The sequence below is a fragment of the Flavobacterium panacagri genome, assembly GCF_030378165.1.
GTDB classification, from domain to species: domain Bacteria; phylum Bacteroidota; class Bacteroidia; order Flavobacteriales; family Flavobacteriaceae; genus Flavobacterium; species Flavobacterium panacagri.
In genome coordinates this window covers 3,976,823-4,000,878 of record NZ_CP119766.1, presented here as the reverse complement: position 1 = coordinate 4,000,878, position 24,056 = coordinate 3,976,823, and the positions used below count along the sequence as shown (strand labels likewise).

The 24,056-nt window shown below is 31.8% G+C and carries 26 protein-coding genes; 8 read left to right on the top strand and 18 right to left on the bottom strand.

The window, feature by feature from the left end:
• Positions 1-5: 5 nt before the first annotated feature.
• Complete coding sequence (locus P2W65_RS17595; RefSeq protein WP_091497659.1) at positions 6-188, bottom strand: CAL67264 family membrane protein; 183 nt, start codon at positions 186-188, stop codon at positions 6-8.
• A 64-nt stretch (positions 189-252) separates the two neighbouring features.
• Entirely contained in the window at positions 253-1,257 is a 1,005-nt protein-coding gene (gene holA / locus P2W65_RS17590; protein ID WP_289659627.1) for a DNA polymerase III subunit delta, read from the bottom strand.
• 71 nt (positions 1,258-1,328) lie between these two features.
• Between holA and P2W65_RS17585 the strand changes: the two genes are divergently transcribed.
• From P2W65_RS17585 to P2W65_RS17575, 3 genes are read left to right on the top strand one after another with little or no spacing between them, the layout of a single operon-like run.
• Positions 1,329-1,781 (top strand): type I restriction enzyme HsdR N-terminal domain-containing protein, encoded by a 453-nt coding sequence (locus tag P2W65_RS17585; protein ID WP_289666202.1) that lies wholly within the window; start codon positions 1,329-1,331, stop codon positions 1,779-1,781.
• 21 nt (positions 1,782-1,802) lie between these two features.
• Positions 1,803-2,822, top strand: a complete 1,020-nt coding sequence (locus P2W65_RS17580; protein WP_289659625.1) for a glycosyltransferase family 2 protein — start codon at positions 1,803-1,805, stop codon at positions 2,820-2,822.
• Positions 2,823-2,854: 32 nt separating this feature from the next.
• The gene (locus P2W65_RS17575; RefSeq protein WP_289659622.1) at positions 2,855-3,688 is read left to right on the top strand and encodes an OmpA/MotB family protein; all 834 of its coding nucleotides are present in this window, start codon (positions 2,855-2,857) and stop codon (positions 3,686-3,688) included.
• Between the two features lie 155 nt (positions 3,689-3,843).
• Here the strand turns inward: P2W65_RS17575 and P2W65_RS17570 are convergent, their stop codons facing one another.
• The 4 genes from P2W65_RS17570 to P2W65_RS17555 form a co-directional block, all read right to left on the bottom strand.
• The gene (locus P2W65_RS17570; RefSeq protein ID WP_289659620.1) at positions 3,844-4,464 is read right to left on the bottom strand and encodes an L-threonylcarbamoyladenylate synthase; all 621 of its coding nucleotides are present in this window, start codon (positions 4,462-4,464) and stop codon (positions 3,844-3,846) included.
• Between the two features lie 22 nt (positions 4,465-4,486).
• Positions 4,487-4,984: a hypothetical protein gene (locus tag P2W65_RS17565; RefSeq protein ID WP_289659618.1), complete on the bottom strand. Its 498-nt coding sequence runs from the start codon at positions 4,982-4,984 to the stop codon at positions 4,487-4,489.
• Between the two features lie 36 nt (positions 4,985-5,020).
• Positions 5,021-7,357: an ATP-dependent helicase gene (locus P2W65_RS17560; protein ID WP_289659616.1), complete on the bottom strand. Its 2,337-nt coding sequence runs from the start codon at positions 7,355-7,357 to the stop codon at positions 5,021-5,023.
• Positions 7,358-7,727: 370 nt separating this feature from the next.
• Positions 7,728-8,495: a sulfite exporter TauE/SafE family protein gene (locus P2W65_RS17555; protein WP_289659614.1), complete on the bottom strand. Its 768-nt coding sequence runs from the start codon at positions 8,493-8,495 to the stop codon at positions 7,728-7,730.
• 123 nt (positions 8,496-8,618) lie between these two features.
• Between P2W65_RS17555 and P2W65_RS17550 the strand changes: the two genes are divergently transcribed.
• Entirely contained in the window at positions 8,619-9,140 is a 522-nt protein-coding gene (locus P2W65_RS17550; protein WP_289659612.1) for a DUF7935 family protein, read from the top strand.
• Between the two features lie 5 nt (positions 9,141-9,145).
• On the opposite strand, the gene P2W65_RS17545 is transcribed toward P2W65_RS17550, so the two are convergent.
• From P2W65_RS17545 to P2W65_RS17525, 5 genes are all read right to left on the bottom strand, one after another.
• Entirely contained in the window at positions 9,146-10,081 is a 936-nt protein-coding gene (locus tag P2W65_RS17545) for a hypothetical protein (protein ID WP_289659610.1), read from the bottom strand.
• 146 nt (positions 10,082-10,227) lie between these two features.
• Positions 10,228-10,932 carry a hypothetical protein gene (locus P2W65_RS17540; RefSeq protein WP_289659608.1) on the bottom strand — a complete coding sequence of 235 codons (705 nt, stop codon included), beginning with the start codon at positions 10,930-10,932 and terminating at the stop codon, positions 10,228-10,230.
• Between the two features lie 10 nt (positions 10,933-10,942).
• On the bottom strand, positions 10,943-11,074 hold the full coding sequence (locus P2W65_RS17535; protein WP_289659606.1) for a hypothetical protein: 132 nt from the start codon (positions 11,072-11,074) through the stop codon (positions 10,943-10,945).
• Positions 11,075-11,386: 312 nt separating this feature from the next.
• A complete protein-coding gene (locus P2W65_RS17530; protein WP_289659605.1) occupies positions 11,387-12,295 on the bottom strand; it encodes a patatin-like phospholipase family protein in 909 nt (302 codons plus the stop codon).
• A 111-nt stretch (positions 12,296-12,406) separates the two neighbouring features.
• Positions 12,407-14,467 carry a M1 family metallopeptidase gene (locus P2W65_RS17525; RefSeq protein ID WP_289659603.1) on the bottom strand — a complete coding sequence of 687 codons (2,061 nt, stop codon included), beginning with the start codon at positions 14,465-14,467 and terminating at the stop codon, positions 12,407-12,409.
• 101 nt (positions 14,468-14,568) lie between these two features.
• Here P2W65_RS17525 and P2W65_RS17520 point away from each other — a divergent pair, with 101 nt between their 5' ends.
• From P2W65_RS17520 to P2W65_RS17510, 3 genes are read left to right on the top strand one after another with little or no spacing between them, the layout of a single operon-like run.
• Positions 14,569-15,306: a Dph6-related ATP pyrophosphatase gene (locus P2W65_RS17520; RefSeq protein WP_289666201.1), complete on the top strand. Its 738-nt coding sequence runs from the start codon at positions 14,569-14,571 to the stop codon at positions 15,304-15,306.
• Positions 15,306-15,680: a hypothetical protein gene (locus P2W65_RS17515; RefSeq protein ID WP_289659601.1), complete on the top strand. Its 375-nt coding sequence runs from the start codon at positions 15,306-15,308 to the stop codon at positions 15,678-15,680. The genes P2W65_RS17520 and P2W65_RS17515 overlap by 1 nt, the downstream gene beginning before the upstream one ends.
• A 1-nt stretch (position 15,681) precedes the next feature.
• Positions 15,682-16,185, top strand: a complete 504-nt coding sequence (locus P2W65_RS17510) for a hypothetical protein (protein WP_289659599.1) — start codon at positions 15,682-15,684, stop codon at positions 16,183-16,185.
• 2 nt (positions 16,186-16,187) lie between these two features.
• On the opposite strand, the gene P2W65_RS17505 is transcribed toward P2W65_RS17510, so the two are convergent.
• The 4 genes from P2W65_RS17505 to P2W65_RS17490 all read right to left on the bottom strand — a co-directional run bounded on the left by P2W65_RS17505 (position 16,188) and on the right by P2W65_RS17490 (position 19,495).
• Positions 16,188-16,589, bottom strand: coding sequence for a DUF4348 domain-containing protein (locus P2W65_RS17505; protein WP_289659597.1), 402 nt, complete (start codon positions 16,587-16,589; stop codon positions 16,188-16,190).
• A complete protein-coding gene (locus P2W65_RS17500; protein ID WP_289659595.1) occupies positions 16,589-17,128 on the bottom strand; it encodes a DUF1697 domain-containing protein in 540 nt (179 codons plus the stop codon). The genes P2W65_RS17505 and P2W65_RS17500 overlap by 1 nt, the downstream gene beginning before the upstream one ends.
• Before the next feature lie 41 nt (positions 17,129-17,169).
• Positions 17,170-18,927: a hypothetical protein gene (locus P2W65_RS17495; RefSeq protein WP_289659593.1), complete on the bottom strand. Its 1,758-nt coding sequence runs from the start codon at positions 18,925-18,927 to the stop codon at positions 17,170-17,172.
• 139 nt (positions 18,928-19,066) lie between these two features.
• Positions 19,067-19,495 (bottom strand): hypothetical protein, encoded by a 429-nt coding sequence (locus P2W65_RS17490; protein WP_289659591.1) that lies wholly within the window; start codon positions 19,493-19,495, stop codon positions 19,067-19,069.
• Positions 19,496-19,766: 271 nt separating this feature from the next.
• Between P2W65_RS17490 and recG the strand changes: the two genes are divergently transcribed.
• Positions 19,767-21,875, top strand: a complete 2,109-nt coding sequence (gene recG, locus P2W65_RS17485) for an ATP-dependent DNA helicase RecG (RefSeq protein WP_289659589.1) — start codon at positions 19,767-19,769, stop codon at positions 21,873-21,875.
• Between the two features lie 256 nt (positions 21,876-22,131).
• Here the strand turns inward: recG and P2W65_RS17480 are convergent, their stop codons facing one another.
• The 3 genes from P2W65_RS17480 to P2W65_RS17470 all read right to left on the bottom strand — a co-directional run bounded on the left by P2W65_RS17480 (position 22,132) and on the right by P2W65_RS17470 (position 24,045).
• Positions 22,132-22,731, bottom strand: coding sequence for a PAS domain-containing protein (locus P2W65_RS17480; RefSeq protein WP_289659587.1), 600 nt, complete (start codon positions 22,729-22,731; stop codon positions 22,132-22,134).
• A gap of 62 nt (positions 22,732-22,793) precedes the next feature.
• Positions 22,794-23,138 carry a hypothetical protein gene (locus tag P2W65_RS17475; RefSeq protein ID WP_289659585.1) on the bottom strand — a complete coding sequence of 115 codons (345 nt, stop codon included), beginning with the start codon at positions 23,136-23,138 and terminating at the stop codon, positions 22,794-22,796.
• 52 nt (positions 23,139-23,190) lie between these two features.
• Positions 23,191-24,045 (bottom strand): histidine kinase, encoded by an 855-nt coding sequence (locus P2W65_RS17470; protein ID WP_179004650.1) that lies wholly within the window; start codon positions 24,043-24,045, stop codon positions 23,191-23,193.
• Positions 24,046-24,056: the final 11 nt, after the last annotated feature.

Genomic DNA, 24,056 nt, shown 5'->3' with positions numbered 1-24,056 from the left:
ATATCTTAAACTCTACCTTTTAATGCATTAAAAACCCATGCATTAGCTAAAAACCCAACTCCCACAGCTCCAAATCCCCAGCCTGAAACATCACTATATCTAAAAGCTCCAAGACCTATAAGTAAGAATCCCATCAGTACCATTATAAAAGTTGCCCAGCCTAAGACAGTATTTTTATTCATTCCCATAATTGTGTAATAATTTTAAAGTAGTAAAATTTTTAGAAACGCAAATATCGTGAATTTTAATGGCTTAATTAAATATTTTATACAGCATTTCTTTTAAGAGATCAGATTGCGGTAAAGCATTCGCTCCCACACCTTTACTTTTAATATCAATATCCCGCAAAGCACCTACAATCTGACTTACCTTTCTCATTGGATAATTTTTTACCGCCAAATCATACTCTTTTAAAAAGAACGGATTTACACCAAGAACCGATGCCACATTTTTAGGATTTTTATCTTTTAGTCCGTGATATTTTAAAAGTTGCACAAAGAAACCAAAAACCAAACCTGTTGTCATAACCAATGGATATTCTTTCGGATTATGAGCAAAATTATCCGCTATCTTATAAGCTCTCAATTGATTACGCTCACCAATTGCTTTTCGAAGTTCAAAAACATTATAATCTTTACTAAATCCAATATTTTCTTCAATATGTTCTGGAGTAATCGTACTGCCTTTCGGCAAGATGATCTGAAGTTTTTCCAATTCATTATTGATTTTACTCAAATCTGTTCCTAAGAATTCAACGAGCATAGCATTTGCCTTGGGGTCAATTGTATATTTTTTTCCAGCCAATACCCGTTTAATCCAATCTCCTACCTGATTTTCGTATAACTTTTTACTTTCATAAACAACACCTTTCTGTGCTAATAGTTTAGTAACCTTTTTACGTTTGTCGAGTGTCTTATATTTATAACAAAAAACCAAAACAGTAGTCTGCATCGGATTATCAACATAAGATTCTATTTTATCAATTGTTCGAGATAATTCTTGGGCTTCTTTTACAATAACCACCTGACGATCAGCCATCATCGGATAGCGCTTGGCCGTTGAAACAATATCATCTATAGAAACATCTCTTCCGTATAAAACCGTCTGATTAAAACCTTTTTCTTCTTCGGCTAAAATATTTCCTTCAATATATTCGGATAACTTATCTATATAATAAGGTTCTTCACCCATTAAAAAATAAATTGGTTTAATATCTCCAGCTTTAATATCGTTGACAATTTTAATTACTTCGTCCATTTATTTTTTTTGTTTCAAGTTTAAAGTTTCAAGTTGGTTTGAAACAAAAAACTATTTTCTATTTTTGCTTTATGCTTAAACTTAATTTCCCTGCTTATACTTTCCGATTCAAAAATAGCGAAAATAAAGTCTCTATTTTTGATGAAATCAGGAAAAAATTTATAATTCTTACGCCTGAAGAATGGGTTCGTCAACACGTTGTTCATTTTTTAATGCATGAAAAAAAATATCCTAAATCTTTAATTAATGTAGAGAAAGTTTTAACTGTCAATGGATTACGAAAACGATATGATGTAGTCGTATTTAATCCAGATGGTACTATACACATACTTGTAGAGTGCAAAGCACCCGAAGTTAAAATCTCTCAGGCAACTTTTGATCAAATTGCTCGTTATAATATGACAATGCAGGCACGGTTTTTGAATGTCACAAACGGACTAAACCATTTTTATTGTCAAATGGATTTTGAAAACGAAAGATATGAGTTTTTAAGAAGCCTGCCTGACTATAAAGAAAACCATTAAAAATAAATAATTAAAGTACTTTTGGATAAGATAGCAGTTGTCATTTTAAATTGGAACGGAGTAAAATTGCTGGAGCAGTTTTTACCATCTGTTATTCAGTTTTCAGAAGACGCGACAATTTACGTTGCCGATAATGACTCTACAGATAATTCAGTTGAATTTGTTCAACAAAATTTCCCTACAATTAAAATTGTAAAAAATACTGGCAATCATGGCTTTGCGAAAGGTTATAATGATGCCTTAAAACATATTGATGCTGAAATTTATGCATTAGTAAATTCAGATATTGAAGTTACCGAAAACTGGCTTAAACCAATTCTTGAAACTTTTGAAAATGAAAAACAAACTGCTATTATCCAGCCTAAAATCCTTGATTTTAAAAACAAGGAATATTTCGAATATGCTGGAGCCGCAGGTGGTTTCATTGATAAATATGGCTTTCCTTTCTGCAGAGGACGAATTTTCGAAACCTTAGAAAAAGATAACGGCCAATATGATGATAACAGTGAATTATTCTGGGCATCTGGTGCTTGTTTCTTCATCAGAAAAAAAGTTTATCGCGAATTAGGAGGGTTTGATGAAAGCTTTTTTGCTCATCAGGAAGAAATTGATTTATGCTGGAGAGCCGCTAACGAAGGTCATATTATTAAGTACAATTATCAATCTTTGGTTTACCATGTTGGAGGAGCAACTTTACAACAAGGAAATCCAAAAAAAACGTATCTAAATTTTAGAAATTCATTATTAATGCTTGTCAAAAATCTGCCAAAAAGAGGATTATTCTGGGTAATTTTTTTCCGTATGGTTTTAGACGGTATTGCAGGTATCCGTTTTCTTACACAGGGTAAAATCGGACATACTTTTGCTATTTTAAAGGCACATTTTTCATTTTATTGCTTATCTTTAAAATATCTCGAAAAACGAAAAGAATTTCAGATTCAGCAATACTATATGGTAAAAAGCATCGTTTTCCTTTACTATATCAGGAAAATGACCTTATTTAAAGAAATCTTTAACAGTATTCAAAATATTAAAAACTAAATTTGTAATCAAGTCTAATTAAAATTAAATTTATGAGAAAAATAGTTATCGCACTATCAGTATTAATGGCCCTAACATCATGTGTTTCTAAAAAGAAATATGCGGAATTAGAAGCTAAAAACAAAGAGACTCAAGATTTGTTAAACTCTTGTACTGTAAAATTAAACACGTGCTTAGAAGAAAAAGCTGGATTAGCTGCTACAGCTGACAGCTACAAACAACATAATCAAGACTTAATCAACAGTTCTAAAGATTTAACTATCTTAACAACTAAAGGTGCTGAAAACCTAGAAAAATCTCTTGAAAGTTTAAAAGAAAAAGATTTAAAAATCTCTAGACTTCAAGATGCTTTAACTAAAAAAGACAGTGTTACTTTAGCATTAGTTACAAGCTTAAAAGGAGCTGTTGGAATCAACGATCCAGATATCGAAGTTAATGTTGAAAAAGGAGTTGTATTCATCTCTATCGCTGATAAATTATTATTCAAAAGCGGTAGCTACGACGTAAGTGATAAAGCTAAAACTGTTTTAGCTAAAGTTGCTAAAGTTGTAAATGACAAACCTGATTTCGAATGTATGGTTGAAGGTCACACTGATAATGTACCATACAAAAGCAACGGAGTTATCTTAGACAACTGGGATTTAAGTGTTAAACGTTCTACTTCAATCGTTCGTGTATTAACAAACGATCTTGGTGTTAACCCAGCTAAATTAATTGCTGCAGGTAGAAGTTCTTACGTACCATTAGTTGCTAACGATACTGCTGAAGACAAAGCTCGTAACAGAAGAACTCGTATCGTAGTTATGCCAAAAATCGATCAATTCTATGATATGATTGAAAAAGAAATGAAAAAGCAAGCTAAATAATTCTTGTTTAGATTTTATAAAACAGAAAAAGCAGGTCGATTGACCTGCTTTTTTGTATCCTAAAAAGAATAAAAGTATTTTAGATAACTAACTAAATTTTAACTGTAATAAAGTTAGGCATTATTTTTATAAGTTTACACAATTAAAGTATTTATTTACAAAATATCAATATCGCCTTTCCCTTCTCTTACAATAACAGGTTCATGTTCAGAAAGATCAATAATTGTTGAACCAACGTTATCTCCATAACCTCCATCAATCACCATATCAACAAGATGTTGCCACTTTTCGAAAATTAACTCCGGATCTGTAGTATACTCAATTACATCATCTTCATCACGAATAGAAGTAGAAACTACTGGATTTCCTAACTGGCGCACAATTTCTAAAATGATATTATTGTCTGGAACACGAATACCAACCGTAGTTTTCTTTTTAAACTCTCTTGGCAAATTATTATTTCCTGGCAAAATAAAAGTATACGGGCCTGGCAAAGCTCTTTTCAAAATTTTAAAAGTTGATGTATCAATCTGACGCACATAATCTGATAAATTGCTCAAATCATGACAAATAAATGAAAAATTTGCTTTCTCTAACTTAATACCTTTTATTTTTGCAATTTTTTCTAATGCTCTTGAATTGGTAATATCACAGCCTAAACCATAAACTGTATCGGTTGGATAAATAACCAATCCACCATTCTGAAGCACTTTTACCACTTTTGCAATTGCAGCTTCACTTGGCTTATCTGGGTATATTTTTATAAATTCGGCCATAATTTTTTTTAGAATAAAGATGTTAGACAATAGAATAAAGACTACTCTTTACCTCTTTTATAGTTTTAAAAATAAAGAACAACATTGCAAACGCAAAAAGATTCATTTTAAAATGAAAAATTTCACTACTGCCATTGAATGTTATGAAAAATTGGGAAGGTTGAAGGTCGAATCCTGTTAGTAAATCATTAGTTAAATCTAAAGTGAAATTTATAGCTATTCCATTTACAGCTGTATAAAATACTCCGCAAAACTCAAAAGCAACCAGTTGTAAAATTAATAAAATGAATACCAAATATAATCCTCTCAAATATTTTTTCTTATTTAATAACCATGCGGAATAAATACAAAAAATGAAAAAAATAAATGGAAGAACAATAGAAACGAACAAATAATCTTGATATTTAGTAGAGTCTTTTGTAAAAAGCAAATAAATCATTAGAAGAATGCCAACAATCCCTCCAAAAAACTGATAAATTTCAATAAAATTAAGCTTCTTCAAAAGTGCTTTATCAATCATTCTTTCTTTATTCTTTATTCTTTATTCTTTATTCTTCTACCCTACAACATCTAATTTAGCAAATCTTAAAAGCAATTTCTTAATTCCTCCAACTTCAAATTTTATTTCTGCTTTTCTATCTGCACCAACACCTTCCATATTAACAACTTCGCCTTTTCCAAAACGTTCATGCATTACAATATTTCCAATGGTCAATTTACTATCAAACAAGTTTGATGCACTTGTATTTGGATTAGTTCCTGCAACAGGCTTTAATTTTCTAATATTAAGATCCGGTTTCGGATTATTATCTGCAATATTTTTAGGAGGAGTTCCTGCAACAGGTTTGTTTAATCTTAATTTAGATTTGTCAACGTCTCCAAAAATATCGCCATCAATTGGCGACTTATAGCGGTAATTGGTTTCTGCAGGAGTTAGATATTCCAAATATTGATCTTCAATCTCCTCAATAAATCTTGAAGGTTCGCTATCTGTTAGTTTTCCCCAACGGTAACGTGATTGTGCATAAGTCAAATAGGCCTGATGCTCCGCTCTTGTTAAAGCTACATAAAATAATCGACGCTCTTCTTCCAATTCACTTCTCGTACTCATACTCATTGCACTTGGAAACAAATCTTCTTCCATACCCACCACAAAAACGTGAGGAAACTCCAATCCTTTTGCTAAGTGAATGGTCATTAAAGCTACACGATCATCGTCATTGGTATCTTTATCTAAATCTGTTGCCAAAGCTACATCTTCCATAAACTCAGAAAGCGCACCTCTTGCTCCGTCAATTTCTCTTTGTCCTTCCGTAAAATCTTTAATACCGTTCAAAAGTTCTTCGATATTCTGAATCTTTGCCATTCCTTCCGGAGTCGCATCTTTCTTCAATTCCTGAACCAAACCAGTTTTCTTAGCAACGTGATCCGTAATATAAAAAGCATCTTGATTTTGATCGATGACTTGAAAACTCTGAATCATCGTCACAAAATCTTTCAATTTGTTTTTTGTTCCGGCGTTTAATTTCAAGTCAATTTTATCAATATTCACCATTACTTCCCAAATCGAACGTTTGTAATGATTGGCTGCAATAGTTAATTTTTCTACAGTAGTATCTCCAATTCCACGCGCTGGATAATTAATCACACGAATTAGAGCTTCCTCATCTTTAGGATTCAAAACCAATCGCAGATAACACAAAACGTCTTTAATTTCTTTACGTTGATAGAAAGATAATCCGCCATAAATTCGATACGGAATATCACGTTTTCTCAACGCATCCTCCATTGCACGTGACTGTGCATTGGTACGATACAAGATTGCAAAAGAACCATTATGCAACTGATGCTGCATTTTCTGCTCAAAAATGGTACTAGCTACAAAACGTCCTTCTTCAGCATCTGTCAAACTTCTGTGAACTTTAATTTTAGGCCCAAACTCGTTTGCAGTCCAAACTACTTTATCCAGTTTGGTTTTATTATGCTCCATGACGGTATTGGCCGCTTCCACGATATTTCGTGTCGAACGATAATTCTGCTCCAAACGGAACATTATTACACCTTCATAATCTTTCTGGAAATTTAAAATATTATTGATATTCGCACCACGGAAAGCATAAATACTCTGCGCATCATCCCCAACCACGCAAATATTCTGAAATCTGTCCGATAAAGCCCTAACAATCAAATACTGAGAGTGGTTCGTATCTTGGTACTCATCAACCAGAATATAACGAAAACGATCCTGATATTTAGCTAAAACTTCCGGGAAACGATTCAGCAATTCATTGGTTTTCAACAACAAATCATCAAAATCCATTGCTCCAGCTTTAAAGCAACGTTCCACATACTGCTGGTAAATTTCTCCTAATCTCGGTCTTTTGGCCATTGCATCAGCTTCAACCAATTCTGGATTATTAAAGTACGCTTTAACCGTAATCAAACTGTTCTTATAATTGGATATACGCCCCAGAATTTGTTTTGGTTTGTAAATATCACGATCCAGCTGCATTTCTTTAATAATTGAAGAAATTAATCTCGCTGAGTCTTGAGAATCGTAAATAGTAAAATTAGAAGGATAACCTAAATGATCCGATTCTGCACGAAGAATACGTGCAAAAATCGAGTGAAAAGTTCCCATCCAAAGATTTTTTGCTTCAGATGCTCCCACAATATCCGAAATCCTGTGTTTCATCTCGCGGGCTGCTTTATTGGTAAAAGTCAGCGACAAAATATTGAAGGCATCAATTCCTTGAGCCATCAAATACGCGATCCTAATTGTTAAAACTCGGGTTTTTCCCGAACCTGCACCAGCAATAATAATCATTGGCCCGTCTTTCTTTAAAACAGGCGCTCTCTGCGCTTCGTTGAGCTGGTCAATATATTTCTGCATGTAATTATCTCCTTTTATGCAAAATTAAGAATTAAAAAAGAAAGTTCCTAAGATACTGAGATGCTATCCCGATAGTTATCGGGACTAAGTTTTTATTGAAGCCAAAAAATAGGCTTTTTTTCTGGCATGGTCTCCCGCTTTCGGCTTTATCTCTCCGCTCCGCTGCGAGGATATCGCCTCAATCGGGGCTAGATTCAAACAATTGGCTTTCTTTAAACATTAAAAAAAATAAAATTATAACAGTAATTCGGCTTTAGCTAAAATTGTAAAGTTTGGCTAAAGCCCTGCCTGCACAATTTCATTGACTGTTGGTTTAAACCAACATCTATAAAAAAAACTTAGCAACTTAGCGCCTAAGAATCTTAGTGTCTTATTTAAAAAACACATCATAAGCAAATCGGATTAAAGTTCCAACCACCACAATCAAAAAGAAAATCCTAATAAAACCATTTCCTTTATTAATTGCAAGTTTAGCACCAAGCCATCCTCCAAGTCCGTTACTAATTGCCATTGGAATTGCAATAGTCCAAATGATTTTTCCTTTAATCATAAACAAACAAATTGAACCAAAATTAGTCGCCAAATTGACCATTTTAGCATTCGCCGAAGCATGAAGAAAATCGAAACCTAAAAGTGCTATAAACGCAACCACAAAAAAACTCCCAGTTCCTGGACCGATGAATCCATCGTAAAAACCAACAATTATACTGATTACAACGGCATAAAATATTTGTGTTACTTCAGAATGATCTTTGGCCACGTGCTGTCCGAAATTTTTCTTGGCATACGTATAAATAAACAATAATGACAAAACCACAAGCAAAAGCGGTTTCATAAAATCATTGCTGACAAGTGTCAAAACTGTCGATCCTAAAAAAGCAGACGGAACCGCCAGACACATCATTATGATTAATAATTTCCACTGAATTACCACCTCTTTTAAATATTGGAAAGCGGCAAAGGCAGTGCCACTGAAAGCTGGAATTTTTAAAGTTCCTATAACAGTCGAAACTGGAAGATTAGGTAACAGAATTAATCCCATCGGAGTTTGAATTAATCCGCCGCCGCCAACAATGGCATCAATAAATCCTGCTGCGAAAGCGGCCAAACAAAGGAAAAGTATTATGTATGAATCCATTAAAAGTATATTTCAATCACATTAAAAAGAAGTTCCAAAAGTACTGCTTCCATTTTGTTTATTGATAAAAATTTAAAATGGATTTCTCCTCAAAAAGTATATTTTTGCTTAAAAATTATACCAATGGATTTTAATAAAATAATAGAGCTTGCCAGCTATACTTTACCAGCTCTAGTTACGGGAGTTGTAGCTTATCGTTTTTTTGAACTGCACATCAAAAACAATGACAGAAAACGTGCTTTCTTACTAAACAAACAAGCTCATAAAGAATCACTTCCTGTTCGTCTTCAGGCATACGAGCGTATGACTTTATTTTTGGAACGTATTAATTTGACTAAATTATTAATTAGAGTTTCACCTATATCGCAAAATAAGCACGATTACGAAAATTATGTGATAGAGCAAATCGAACAAGAATTTGAACACAATTTAACACAGCAGATTTATATGTCTGATGAATGTTGGACTATCATCACAACGGCTAAAAATGCCACAATCCAAATGATACGTAAAGCCGCAATGAGTGATAAAGTTGAAAATGCAGATAAATTACGCGAAGTAATTCTGAATGATTTATTAGAAAAACAATCACCGAGTAATGCCGCTTTGAGCTTCATTAAAAGTGAAGTGGCTGAACTTTGGTAACTTTATTATTCTTCGATCTTTTTCTTTAAAGCTTTTAACAGCTTATTCTCAAAATCATAGATTATATTTTTAGAACAAAATTCTCCGTAAAAGGGAACATTTGTTCTAATTTTATAATTACATAAAAGTGTTAATTCTGTTTGTGAACTATTCAATTTTTTTAATTTATAAGTAATTGAATTGAATACTAAATTTTCATTTTTAAAAACATGTTTAAAAGTCTGGCTATTATCTAGTTTAGATTTTTCAACATCTATATCAAACGATAGTTTAGAATATTTACTGCATTCTACAACTTTTTCATTTAAAATAACACCGTTATCAAAATACCCTAATCTCACATTAGTCATAGAATTATAATCCGATTTTACTGGATTTGGAAATCCTAAATAATTATAAACTGAATTATCTATCGAATTCTTCAAATTAGGAACAGAAAACAAATTGTTCCATACAACATCAACCGGTGCATCAATTCTAATAGTCTGAAAGATTTCAAACTTAGACTCCTTCTTTTCAAAATATCTTTCAATATTTCCAAAAGCAATAGGAACTGCAAGCAAAAACAAACTACTTTTAGCTATACTTTTTTTGTTGTAATTCACTTGTATTGAGACTACAACTCTCAAAACTAAACTTACAAGAACTGAAATAACTACATACGGAGGCAATAGAAGTATTAAACTTCCCATGTCTTCAAGTCGGAAAATAAAAGCAACCAATAAAAACAAAACTGATGCTGTCAAAGGAAAAAGAATAGTCCTTAAAATACTATTATCAACAAAAGATTTTGGGTCTAGTAAAAATGGGATACAGGCTAAAAAAACAGGCACAATGATTAAATAATCTAATGAATTAAAATCTAATACATCTATTTCTACTAAAAACCTAAAGAACAAGGCATATAGAACGCTAAAGATAATTCCGTAATATTTTTTCATATCTAATCTTAAATCATTTTTTTTCACTTCATAACTTTCAATTTATTCTGATCGGATCATAACCAAACTCCCAATATTGAAGCCTAAAACTTGGGCAGGATAAAGTAAATCCTAACTTTTTGATAAACGGAAATTTCATATAGATTTTACTTCCATCCATTCTTTTGATATTTTTGAGAAACGCTTATTTCTGCACTACCAATATCAAAATCGCAATTTACATTTGGAACTCTGTAGTCTCCCCAATTGCATATTTTTTCTTTTCCTGAATTATTTGATTTCCAAACACCAGTAAAAGCGTTATTAAAATATTTATCTGAATCAATCTCGATATCATTGTATTGTATCAAATTGTTCTTATCCAAATACCACATTGATTCTAATATTCCTGAAAATTTACCAGAACCTTTTTGTTTTGAGTCTTCAACAAACTCATAAACAGCTTTTAACAATCCTTGCTTTTTTATTCCAGCATTTTTATATTCGTCATCAACACCCAACTTTGCTTGTTTCAGTTCATTAATTGATATAATTGTTATTTTTCCTTTAAAATTGCAACTATTAGATTTAACTCTAGAGGTACCAACAACCCAATACTCGCTTGATTTCTCTTTACTTTTTTGAATTGAAACAATCTTAATTAATATTCTTTCATAATTATCACCAATGACACCATAAACCAAATTATTATCTGTTTTGTTCCATAAGTCTGAAAAATTATATTTTAAGTACTTATTCATTTCATTTTTAGGAAATAATTCCTCTTTTGGCAGAATTTCAGTTCTACACAAATTTTGGCTCCATAAATTGAAACCGAAAACAAAACAAATTAATAAACTTATTTTTTTCATACTCAACTGTTTAAATTGATCCAAGAATTTTTTGAATCCAATTCTCATCCATTTCATGAATTATAATTGTTTGAAATCCAAACTTCTCTCCTTCTGTTTTTACTCCTAGTGAATCGTCGATATGAATATCGATATTGAACATTGGAGGAAATTTAGAGCATTTAATAGTTTGTGTTTTTAATTTTCTTTGATGTTTCTGTTGATTTATAATATAATCAACAGAAATGCCGTAAGAATAAAACATTAACCTAATCCTCAATTCGCTTCTAAAAGAAGTTGTATAAACATAAATTTTATGTTTTCTTTTCCTTAGTTCTTTAAACAAATATATTGTCCCTTTTCTTATTCTTTCAATTTCAAAAAGTCTTTGAAATAAATTGATATGCTCTAGATCAAATTTATTTTTTGATATTAAAGTATCGTCAAGATCAAAGGAAATTATCATAATAAAATCTCAAATCAATATCTTATTATCACTCATAACTTCCGATTTATTCTGTGCATATTCATAACCTTGCTCCCACCATTCTTTCATAACATCTTTATTAAAGATTAAGGCGTTATCCGTTAATTTTATTGGAGTATAATATAAGTTAAGTTTAACATTCTTATTGCTTGCCATAAGTTTTCCAATAGCAATATCGTGTTTTTCGACTTGATCTAAAGCAATTCGGAACAAATCAATCATTAATGAAAATGGATTTTTCCCAATAACTGTTTTAGTTGTATTTACTTCTGTTTCTAAAACAATAACATCAATTTCAGTAGCTCCTCTATTGATAGCTTCGCGTATTGGAACTAAACTAGAAAATCCTCCGTCACCATATTCACAATTGTTTTTTTCAACTAAACTCATAAAGGGAACATAGTTACTGGAAATCCAGGACCACTCACAAAACTCCTCATAAGTACAATCTTTAACCGATTTATATTCTGATTCGTTTTTAGTAAAATTAGTTACTGTTACAATAACATCAGTTTTCAGTTTTTTAAGGTTATTGAAATCAGAAAGAGAAAAATTATTCTGGATGTATTTCCTTAACCCTTTGCTCTCGCCAAAGGTTCTTTTTCCTTTAAAAAACTGACGTAAAACATTAAAGTGATTGATCGTTACAATGTCAACTCCATCTTTGGTTTTAACCACAAAAGGACAAATATTAAAAATACTTGCCATTGTGACATTGGTATAAACGGAATGTATTTTTTTAATATGACCGAGAGCTAAATGCGGAATTAATAAACTTCCTGTTGAAGTTCCTAAAAACAAATCGTATTCGTGCTTTTTTTCTTCTATTAAATACTGGGCAACACCTCCGGCAAAAGCGCCTTTACTACCGCCACCTGAAATAACCAATGCTCTCATAAATGTATTGTAGGTTTTATTTTTGTTTTTTTTATTTTAAGATAAAAGAACATAGAAAATGGAGAATAGACTTCTCCTAAAATCTATTTTCTTTACTCTATTTTCTATATTCTACTCTTTCAACAAACGATCTAATTGAAATTGCTCATCGGGGTTCAAATTAGGCAAAATTCTATTAAATGAAGTACGCATTTCAGGATTTTTTAATAAAAGTCGGATCGTATCTCTTCCAAACTTTGAAAACTGCCACATATGATGCGTTGTTGCTCCAACTAAATTACTCAAAACCTGATCGTTAATTATTTTAAAGGCAATTAATTTTTCTAAAGCATTTTGTCTAGTTGTGGCTTCATATTTAGTAGATGAAAAAGCGATTAATTCAGTAATCAAAGGCTCAGGATCAGAAATGTAATTTGTTGTTGATAATGCCAGTGAAAGCCATAATGTACGCAGATTATAATCATTAAAACCAATCCAGTTTTTTGATTTATCCAAATAGGCAGTTCTATGAGCCGGAAAATTTCGCCAAAGCCAATATAAAGCTATTTCTTGTGTCTGATAGGATTTATCATCCAATAAAGTTTCATAATTTAATCTGAAGTCTTCCGGGATTTTAGTTAAAGTTTCGGCTACATTTTGTCGAACCTGAATATCGTTGGTTTCTAATGCTAAAAGTAGAAGCTCTTTCTTTGCTTCGTATTTTTCATTCTCTAATTGATCTACAACCGCTTCTTTCACAGAACGATAAACATTAGATGCTAAAGTAACTTTTAGAATATCTGCTTTTTCAGTTAAAGCTGTTTTCTTTAACTTATCTATTTCCAGTCTTTTCTCAATGGTTTTGTTCTTGCTCAGTAATGCATTTGCCGTTGGTGTATCAAAAGCGGTTGATTCCAGCCAAGTCTTTTGAAACTTCTCTAAATCAAAATCTGATACTTTTCTAATTTCATCAAAAAAATTCTGTGTATTTACTGTTTTATAAGCATACTTATTTAAATAGCTCTTTATCGCTTTTTTAAAAGCTTTATCTCCAATAGATTCATGCAGAACAAATAAAACCCAAGCTCCTTTTTCATAAAATGTTAACGAACTTGCTTTAGCATTCAAAACTGGAATTGTATCGGTTCTGGAGGCAAATTTGATTTGCTGTGCAGTGTCATATAATTTTGAGTAAAAATAATCTTCTCCATAAATATCTTTTTCTGCCAACAAAGCAAAATAAGTGGCAAATCCTTCCTGAAGCCAATGATGCGTACTGCTTTCCGCTGTAATTAAATCGCCAAACCAATGATGTGCCAATTCATGGGCATCAACATTGGTATAATTTCGATCGCAGAAACCAATTGAATCTACGACATAACGAGTCGCAAAAAGTGTTGAAGTTGTATTTTCCATTCCCGCATATAAAAAATCACGAACTGGAATTTGTCTATTAATCTGCCAAGGATATTTAACTCCGATTTCTTTCTCCAGAAAATCAAAAATACGTTTCGAATATCGATATGTAGGCTCAAAACGATTGGAGTCTTTTGGCTCATAATAATACTCTAAAGGAATTTTACTTTTAGATTTGAATTCTTTTTTATCGAATTTTCCAATTGCCAGCATGAGTAAATAAGAACTCATTGGTTTTTCCATTTTGTATTGCCAATGAATTAGATTTCCATTTTCTTTTTTTTCTTTTAGAAGTCCGTTAGACACAACCTGATATTCTTTATCGAATGAAATTCCTAAATTGAAAATCAACTTTTCATTTACATCATCAAAACTTGGAAACCAATTGCTGGTATATCTTCCTTGTCCTTGTGTCCAGATCTGAACTTCATCATTTTCAATATCAACAAAATATAAGGCCTGCTTTGGCCTTGTTTTGTAATTGAAGGTTAAATGATTTTGTCCTTTCTCAAAACGAGAAATCAATTTTAATTGTTTATTGTTATTTTGAATGGTTACTTCATTGTCGTTAATTTTCACATTGGAAAATTCCATGTTTTTTGCGTCAAGCGAAATCGTATCACAATCCTTTAGAACCTCAAATAGAAAATCTACAGTACCAGAAATTGTCTTTTCTTTTGAATTCAAAGACAATTGCCCTGAAACCGATTTGAAATCAACATTCTGTGTTTGCTGTGCAAAAATAAATCCGGTAAATAATAGGAAAATGTATTTCATCTAAAATCAATGTAAAGGCTAAAATCCCAAAGTTACAAACCTTTCACAAACAAATAGAATGAAATTTGTAAGTTTACATTATAAAATACAAAATCGTGTCTATATCTCAAAAAGCTTTATTTAATTGGAGCAGCGGAAAAGATTCAGCATTGGCTCTTTACAAAATCCTACAAAACCCTGATTATAAAATTGAATATTTACTCACTAGCGTAAACCAGCAATACCAGCGAATTTCTATGCATGGCGTTCGTGTAGAATTATTACAAGCGCAGGCAGAAAGCATTGGAATTCCATTAAAAATTATGGAAATTCCAGAAATGCCTACAATGGAAGTTTATGAAAATGTAATGATGGAAACGCTGACAGAATTAAAAAATGAAGGCATAAAATATTCTGTTTTTGGAGATATTTTTTTAGAAGATTTACGATTATATCGAGAAAAACAATTAGAAAAGATTGGCTTTAAAGGTGTATTTCCTATCTGGAAAGTATCAACTAAAGATTTGATCTGGGAATTTATTTCGTTAGGATTTAAAACTATTGTCGTTTGTGTTAATGAAAAATATTTAGGCAAAAGTTTCGTCGGAAGAATTATCGATGAGGATTTTATAAATGATTTACCCGAAAACGTTGATGTCTGCGGAGAGAATGGCGAATTTCACACTTTTGCATTCGACGGTCCAATTTTTTCTAAACCAATAGATTTTGAAATCGGTGAAATTGTTTATCGAAAATATGAAAAACCTGAAAGTCAGGATTCATCAAATACAGCTTGTGATACAAATGATAAAAGTGCTTTTGATTTTGGATTTTGGTATTGTGATTTAATAAAAAAATAATGAAGACTTTCTATAAATTCATTTTCCTCGTTCTTCTCTGCTTCAGTTTTCAAAGCTGTTTGGTCAGTAGATGTAAAAGACCGCAAATTATAGGTTATATTTACGATTCAGAAACTAGAAAACCAATTGATAACTGTAAAGTTGGTGAAACAGTAAGTCAGTCTAATGGTTACTTCTCATTAAAAGAAGAACGGTACCGCCAATTGACATTTTTAGGCTTTGAAGCTCCAAATTTGGCGGTAAATGAACCCATTAACAAAGAAGGCTATGAACCACAGCAGATTCAATTTATGCAGCCATTTGGAGGCGGACTAAAAAGAGGAGCTTTACATAATTCGGATACTATTTTCATCAAAAAAATAAAAACAAATTAATATGGCTTTAAAAGAAAAAGAAGAAATAAAAAAAGTAATATTCTTTTTAAAAGAAATCGGTATTGATGTTATTGAAAAAGAGCTTGACGAAACTTTTTTACCTGGATTAGATTTAGGTCCAAACTGCATTTATGTTGATTATACTAAATTACTATATCCTGGTGATATTTTACACGAAGCTGGACATCTTGCTGTAACCGTTTCTGAGCAAAGAAAATTAGTTGGTACTACAAAAATTTCAGAAGACTGGCCAACTCAAGGCGAAGAAATAGCAGCTATTTTATGGTCTTATGCGGCATTACATCATTTACAGCTTCCCTTAGATTTTGTATTCCATCCAAATGGATATAAAGACAGCTCAGAATGGTTTATTTCAAATTTTTCAACGGGAAATTATATTGGACTGCCTCTACTGGAATGGATGGGTTTGTGTTTTGGAAATGAAAAAGCAGAAAAAGAACAAAAAATGCCTTTTCCTGCTATGCAAAAATGGGTTCGAGATTAGTATTAAGTAGATTGATCAATCCAGGTCTTTAAAAACCATTGATTATCTTTTAACTCAAAAATATAATCCACATAAATTCCGTTATCCAGACCACGCTGCTGGATTGTAGCTTTATGCTTCTTGATAGATATCGTTCGTTTTAAATACTTTTCATCGGACTTCTTGTTTAGTGTTAAAACTTTGTATTTATCTTTTGACATGGTATAATCCGATAATTCAAAATCGTCATTATTCATTTGATATTTCAAAGGAAAAATCACTCTGCTTACCTGAAATTTTGGATCTGCATTGAATTTCGTAAAAAAGGCATTGAAATCTTCGGGAGCTGTTTTTGCATTTTGAGCATAAACAGCAGAATTTAAACTCATTACAAAAACAAAAAACATTAAAAAATACTTTTTCATTATTCTGAATACATATTAAGCAAATTAGTCACTGTATTCCAGTTTCTAATAGTTGCGGTTACATTTAATTTTTTCTCGATATATTTTTGATCAAATCGCGTTTTTCCAGCTCCAACAGCATATTTTATAAAAATTCTGTTTTCATCAATACTGGCTTCATCAGGTTTAAACTGACTGATTTTAAGATCATTTATGCTTTCTTTTTTTAGTGAAGCTGAAACAAAAGCTACATAAAGCTTCTTAGTATCAATCTCTTTTTCTTTCAAAAACGGATTATTAGCAAAACAAGATTCTAAATTTTCTTTAGTAATCATTACAACTGGAACTTCATGCCCAAAAACTTTGAAAATTTCCTGTTTAATCATAAATCCGACTTTAGCCGCGTCTTCTTCACTGTCTACGAAAACATTTCCAGATTGCAGATAAGTCCGAATATTTTGAAAGCCTAAATTTTCCAGCATTGCTTTTAAAGCCTCCATTTTCATCATATTATGACCAGAAACGTTGATTCCTCGTAAAAGAGCTAAATGTGTTATCATTCTTTTTAAATTTATTCAAAGATAAAAATTCCTTTTTAGGATTATTCCTCTTCGTCTCCTATTTCAATATCAAATTTTACAAGAAAATCATTCAGCTTTCTTTTATATTTTTCTTTTGCTTCATTTAAAATCACTTCCGTTTCTTCATTTGATTCTAAAGCATCAAGATTAAACTCTCTTTTAGCCCAATCGTGAAATTCTTCTTTATTTTCATTTTCATGATAATATTCCTCGTCTTTATAGAAATAACAAGAATCAAAATCAACTGAAATTTCGGTATCCAAAGTCAGCAAGTGAATTAATTTACGGATATTTTCTGCCACAACATGAATGCCACCTTCATCACCAAAAACAACTATTGGACAATTATTCAAATCTTCATCAATAAGCCAATAAGCATAGGAACTTCCTGAACCGTTTGCGCCAGCAAATTCAATAAAACTATTATAAAACTCTTCTTCTTCAGACCAAGTTTTGATTCCTGTTTTATCATTTGTTACTAATAATCCAAAACATTCCGAATAAGTTTCTGATCCGTATTCTTCTTGGAATTCATATAATTTCACCAAATCTTCTGGAATAGTATAATTTCCAAATTGAACTGCAAAATCTTCTAAAGAAAAACTGCTATCATATTCCGCATATTCTATATCATCGTCTTCGTCTTCTTCTTCTTCATCATTTTCTGCCGTTAGAACTTCAAAAGCTTTCATAGCGGCCGCTTTTACACAATACATTTCTATTCCAGGTGCAGTTTCGTTATTAATCCATTGGTATTTTGGATTTCCTTCTTCATCTTGGTATTCCAAAATCAGCATGATTTCTTCAGTATCGTGACACCATAAAGCTCTCATCTGGATATTAAAGCCATTTGCAATTTCTTCTGAAATTTGGCTGTAATTCAGTCCTTCATAAACAAAAGGAACATATTGATATTCTGTATCTGAAATCGTTTCACGGATTCTCCCTTCGTTTTTTTCAGATAAAACCCGAACCATTTCTATAAACTGATTGCGGAAATCAGTAAACAAATATTGATCTGTTTTGTCGTAATCTATAATTGAAAGTCCTGCTGCAAAAACGTCTAAATAGTTATTCCCTAATATTTCTGTCCCGTAACTTGTGTATTCAACAAAATCATCATTAACAATATCCGACAATTTATGAGTTGAAGGAAAGTAGTTTTCGACCATAATAACCGACCCATCTGTATCTGTAACGCTGCTGCAGATTAACACATCTGGCCTATTTACATTCACGATTGCCTGAACATCTGTAAAACGTTCGAAATGCATCCACATATCATCACTGTAGATTAACCAAGCTGTAACATCTCCTTTTACAAAAAGTTCTCCATGATTATATTCTCCAGTTAGAACATCGCATTTTAAACCACCTCCTAAATAATGTATACTTCCAAACAAAGTTATATTGACGGTAGTTGTTTTTCCAAATACTATCAAAGCAGGAGAATTATCAGTATCGTAAGAGGTTATTAATTTACTGACATTAAGATTTCCTTTAAAAATAAAACCTAGAATAAAGATATCAGGATGTTCTTCTGTACTAAAATCCATTTCAAAAGATTCCATTTCGACATCTTCTTCGGCCAAAAGAAATATCGGATTTTCTTCATAATCAGGAAAACGCCAAGTGTCTTCAAAAACATTATAGATTTTTTGATCTTTAAAATCGGTAAGATCTCCAATAATCTCATGTGCTTCATGTCGGTTGATTACTTTGAATGTAACACCAGAAAATATCATAGTTTCAAAAGGAACTTTTTCTTCTTTGCTCATATTTGGGGCTTATACTTTTTAAAATGTTTTAACAAATCTAAGAATTATCTTTAATCATCAAAACAACTATTTATAAATAAAAACTCCGCTGGAAAGCCAACGGAGTCAAACAATTTGAATTAGTAAGTGTTGTTTTAATTTATAATCTATCATAAACTAATAGAGGCCCATCACAAGTACCCCAAGTACTATACAACTGCTTAGTACTTTTAAGCACATATAGATTTTCTATTAAATTTCCTGTACAAGTTCCTATTATATCACTTTGAGCAGTGTAAGTCAATTTTAATTGTGTTTGATCTGAAGTTTCTGTAATTAGGTATGTTCCTATTTGAGTAGTAGTTTTATTGTCTTTTATTCTCGTTTTAGAAAACTTTCCATTCGAACTAAAAACATAGGATTCCTGCCATTCCATAACATCTATAGAGTTGGCAAAAGGGTTTTTATTTCTGCTCATACTTGTTAGTTTCCACTTTCCAAGATAATTAGTTGTATCCTTCTGATCATTGTCATTTGAACAAGAAACCAGCGAAATAAATAGTACAACTAAAATTGTAATTCTTTTCATTTTTTTAAGTTTTAAAGGTTAACTATTATTAAGATTAATCTTTCTTGAGATGGTTGCGCTTATTTTTACATGATAACGATAACTTAACATTCAAAATCTTAAGAACCATATTTGACTTTCAAAATTCCTAATTAAAATCTATCTTCGCTTTTTCAAAGAAAATAGAGGAAAGAGTATAGAAAATAGAATAAAAAGTATAGAATTTAAAATCTATTTTCTATGCTCTATTTTCTTTTCTCTATACTCTTTATTCTAAATCTAAAATAATTCAATGTCTAATAATCTTCTAGAAACCCCAATCGAATACTTAAAAGGTGTTGGCCCAAGCCGTGGTCAATTGCTTCGTAAGGAATTGGGAATTCATAAATATGGAGATTTAGTCAATTTTTATCCCAATCGATATATTGACAGAACGCGTTATTATAAGATAAATGAACTACAGAATACAGGTTCTGAAGTACAGATTATCGGTAAAATAATCAATATTAAAACCGTTGAATTTGCTAAAAATAAAAAACGTTTAGTAGCAAGTTTTGTTGATGAAACGGGACAGATTGATCTCAACTGGTTTCAAGGCCACAAATGGATTCGTGAGAGTTTAAAACTAAACGAACCATTGGTTATTTTTGGAAAATGTTCTTTGTATGGAAGCCAGTTTAGTATGGCACATCCAGAAATCGAGTTGCTAAGCGAACACGAAAGAAGCTTGCGTTCTGCCATGCAGCCTGTTTATCCTTCAACAGAAGCTTTAACCAATAAGGGAATTTCGAATCGAACCATCAATAAAATGATGGAACAACTTTTTCTGGAAACACAAGCGCTTTTTACAGAAACTTTTCCACCCTCTTTAATCGAAGAATTAAAACTGATTCCGAAAAGAGCGGCTTTATTTAATATCCATTTTCCCAAAAGTGCCGATATTTTAGCGAAAGCGCAATTCCGACTAAAATTTGAAGAATTGTTCTTTATTCAGCTGCAGTTAATTACTAAAAATCTCATTCGAAAACATAAAATTAAAGGCCATCCGTTTACTAAAGTAGGCGAACTTTTTAATGAATTTTATAAAAACCACCTTCCTTTTGATTTAACAAATGCTCAAAAAAGAGTAATCAAAGAAATTAGAACCGATATGGGAAGCAACGCCCAAATGAACCGCCTTCTTCAAGGTGATGTAGGTTCTGGAAAAACGATTGTCGCTTTTATGAGTATGCTTCTGGCAATTGACAACGGCTTTCAAGCTTGTTTAATGGCACCGACAGAGATTCTAGCTAATCAGCATTTTTTAGGTTTGTCTGAATTTGCGAATACGCTAAATATAAATATCAGAATATTAACGGGCTCAACTAAAACTTCTGAAAGAAAAATTATTCATGAAGAATTAGAAAACGGAACTTTAAAAATTTTGATTGGAACACACGCTTTATTAGAAGATAAAGTAAAATTTCAAAACTTAGGTTTGTCTGTAATTGACGAACAGCATCGTTTTGGTGTGGAACAGCGCTCCAAATTGTGGAAGAAAAATGATATTCCACCACACGTTTTGGTTATGACAGCCACTCCTATTCCAAGAACATTAGCAATGAGTTTATACGGCGATTTGGATATTTCTGTAATTGATGAACTACCTCCAGGAAGAAAACCAATTCAAACTGTGCACCGTTTTGATTCTAATCGATTAAAAGTCTGGAAATTTCTTCGTGACGAAATTGCAAAGGGAAGACAAATTTATATCGTTTATCCATTAATTCAGGAATCTGAAAAAATGGATTACAAAGATTTAATGGACGGTTACGAAAGTATTTCACGTGATTTTCCACTGCCTCAATATTCCATTTCGATTCTGCATGGAAAAATGAAACCAGCAGATAAAGATGCCGAAATGAAACGTTTTTCTGAAGGAAAAACGAATATTATGGTAGCTACAACAGTAATTGAAGTTGGTGTAAATGTTCCAAATGCCAGTGTAATGATTATAGAAAGTGCCGAACGATTTGGTCTTTCCCAATTGCACCAGTTACGAGGACGTGTTGGTCGTGGCGCTGAACAGAGCTATTGCATTTTAATGACGGGACATAAATTAAGTTCTGATAGTAAAACAAGAATGGAAACCATGGTACAAACCAATGATGGTTTTGAAATAGCGGAAGTAGATTTGAAACTCCGCGGGCCTGGTGACTTAATGGGAACGCAGCAAAGTGGTGTTTTAAATCTTCAAATTGCTGATATTGTAAAAGACAGAGAAATTTTATCTTTAGCAAGAAATTATGCCCTGAAAATCTTAAAAGAAGATTCTGCTCTTCAAAAACCTGAAAATGCGATTTTAAGAGCTATTTTCATTGAATTGACCAAGAAGAAAAATATTTGGAATTATATTTCTTAGAGATGCTAAGATGCTAAGATGCTAAGGCGCTAAGATCCTAAGATGCTGTTTTTTTTTACTTTTGTAAAAAAAAGTCTACGGCTTTTTAAGAAAACTTAGCATCTTAGAATCTCAGAACCTTGGAAACTTTAAAAAAAATACACTTCACTGCATCTCACTTAAAATAAGTTTTTTAAATATTCAGGTGATTTAGATTTGTTGGGGGCAAATTTGTATTGAATATTTGATGATACAATGAAGCATATTCTTATGAATCTTATTTTTTTGAAGAATTTTTATCAAATAATCCGCTGAAAAGACCTTTGCTTATTTTGTTTTTATCATCTTTTCCTGTGGCAATTAAGTGATCAACATATTCCATATAAGTCTTTTTTCGCTCCTCTAAGAAACCTACAAGATATTCTTCGGAAGCATGGATTCCACTGGTTTCTTCGATCTGTAGAAGTTTTTTGTACAAAGGCTCGATAAACTTCACAATAATATCATTTGGAACCGATTTTCGAGTTCCAAAGAAACCAACAATTTCTCCGTCGGTATCGGCGATAATTTTGAAATCAGTTACAACCCAGTAATAACGGCCTGTTTTGGCCATATTTTTTATAATTACATGAATATTTTCACTCGATTTAATACTGTCCCATAAAAATTTGAAAATTACTTTGGGCATGTCGGGATGTCTAACAATATTATGAGGCTGGCCAACAAGTTCGAATTCGTCATAACCAGAAACATCTATAAAGTCTTCATTGGCATATAAAATGGTTCCTTTTTTGTCGGTCTTACTAAGCAGCACTTTACTCTTATTCCAATCTACTTCTCTGTCTGAAGGCGTTGGACGATTAATTCTGGTATCCATAGCTTTTACATTTAAATTAATTTACAACTCAATTAAGCGTATAAAAGAATCTTAAACCATTTTTAATTTAACTCAATTTCTAAAACAAGCAGAATATTTCTGATTTTATGAAACACAATTCCTAATTCATATTCAAGCCATTCTGGAATTTCATTATTAACAGCCAGATTAAGATTATGAATATCAGTTGTAATCTGAATTAATTTTTTATATTGATAATCAAGATCATGTACTTGAGAATTATCTCTATATCCTTTAAGAATATCAGAAACTTCTAAAGCGAATTCTGAATCGGCTCCAATTTTATCGATTGAATTTAATGTAATGGTGTCACTTAAAAAATGATCAATAGTTTTTTTTAAATTATGCAGTGTAGGAACTGCAGTAGGCAAATCATACTTAAACATACAACAGGGTTAAAAAAATTAATATTGGGGGATAAATCTTAATTAATTAAGGTTAGTTTCTGCTGTTTGTTGATTTGACATGAATATCATTAACTAAATCATCAATTTTTTTGGCACTTTCTCTCATCATTTCCAAATAAGACAAAAGCTTATCGTTATCGGTATGACCTTTCGAAACGTCTATGAGTTTTAAAACCGAATTTACTGGCAATTTTAAATCTAAAGTGGTTCTATGAATAAAATCATTGTAGTCTTTTGTTGCCGACATTGAGCTGTATTTTGCAGAAGCCAATTTCATGTTTTCTAATTCGTATTCATCAGAGATTTTTGAAATATGATTTTCGCTATGCTCTTTAAAATAGTAAGCCCAGTAGCCATTCATAAAAAACACAACTGCTGCTAGAACAGTATGAATAATAAGTGTTTCTAAGTCGAAGTTGACTTGAGAAAAATAAACTTGAAGTCCGTTTGCATCATTATAAACGAAATTCTGAAGATACGCTAAACCAGCATGATGCAATATAACCAAAAGAGTTAACGGAATCTGTAATTTCCAGTTCTGATATACAATTAATATAGTACTGGCAATAAATACCGTAAAATGCATTTCAAACATGCCATGCATCTGATAAATATACTGCGCCATAAAAATGGATAAAACAACAGCCAGTACATACTGGTAAAACTTAGAATTCTTTATAAAAAACTTTGCAGAATAATAAGCCAAAAGATTCAGCGTCCCGACTCCAACACCAATTTCGAAAGTGTCATATTTAAAAGACAACCCTATACCGAGCAAAAAGTACACGGCAAGCACATAATTAATAATGGTATCTGACTTTTGAGTCATTGTTGACATAAAACTGTGCAGATAATCCTGTTCGTTTAAGCTAGCTTTTGTTTTCATAGGTTTTAGTT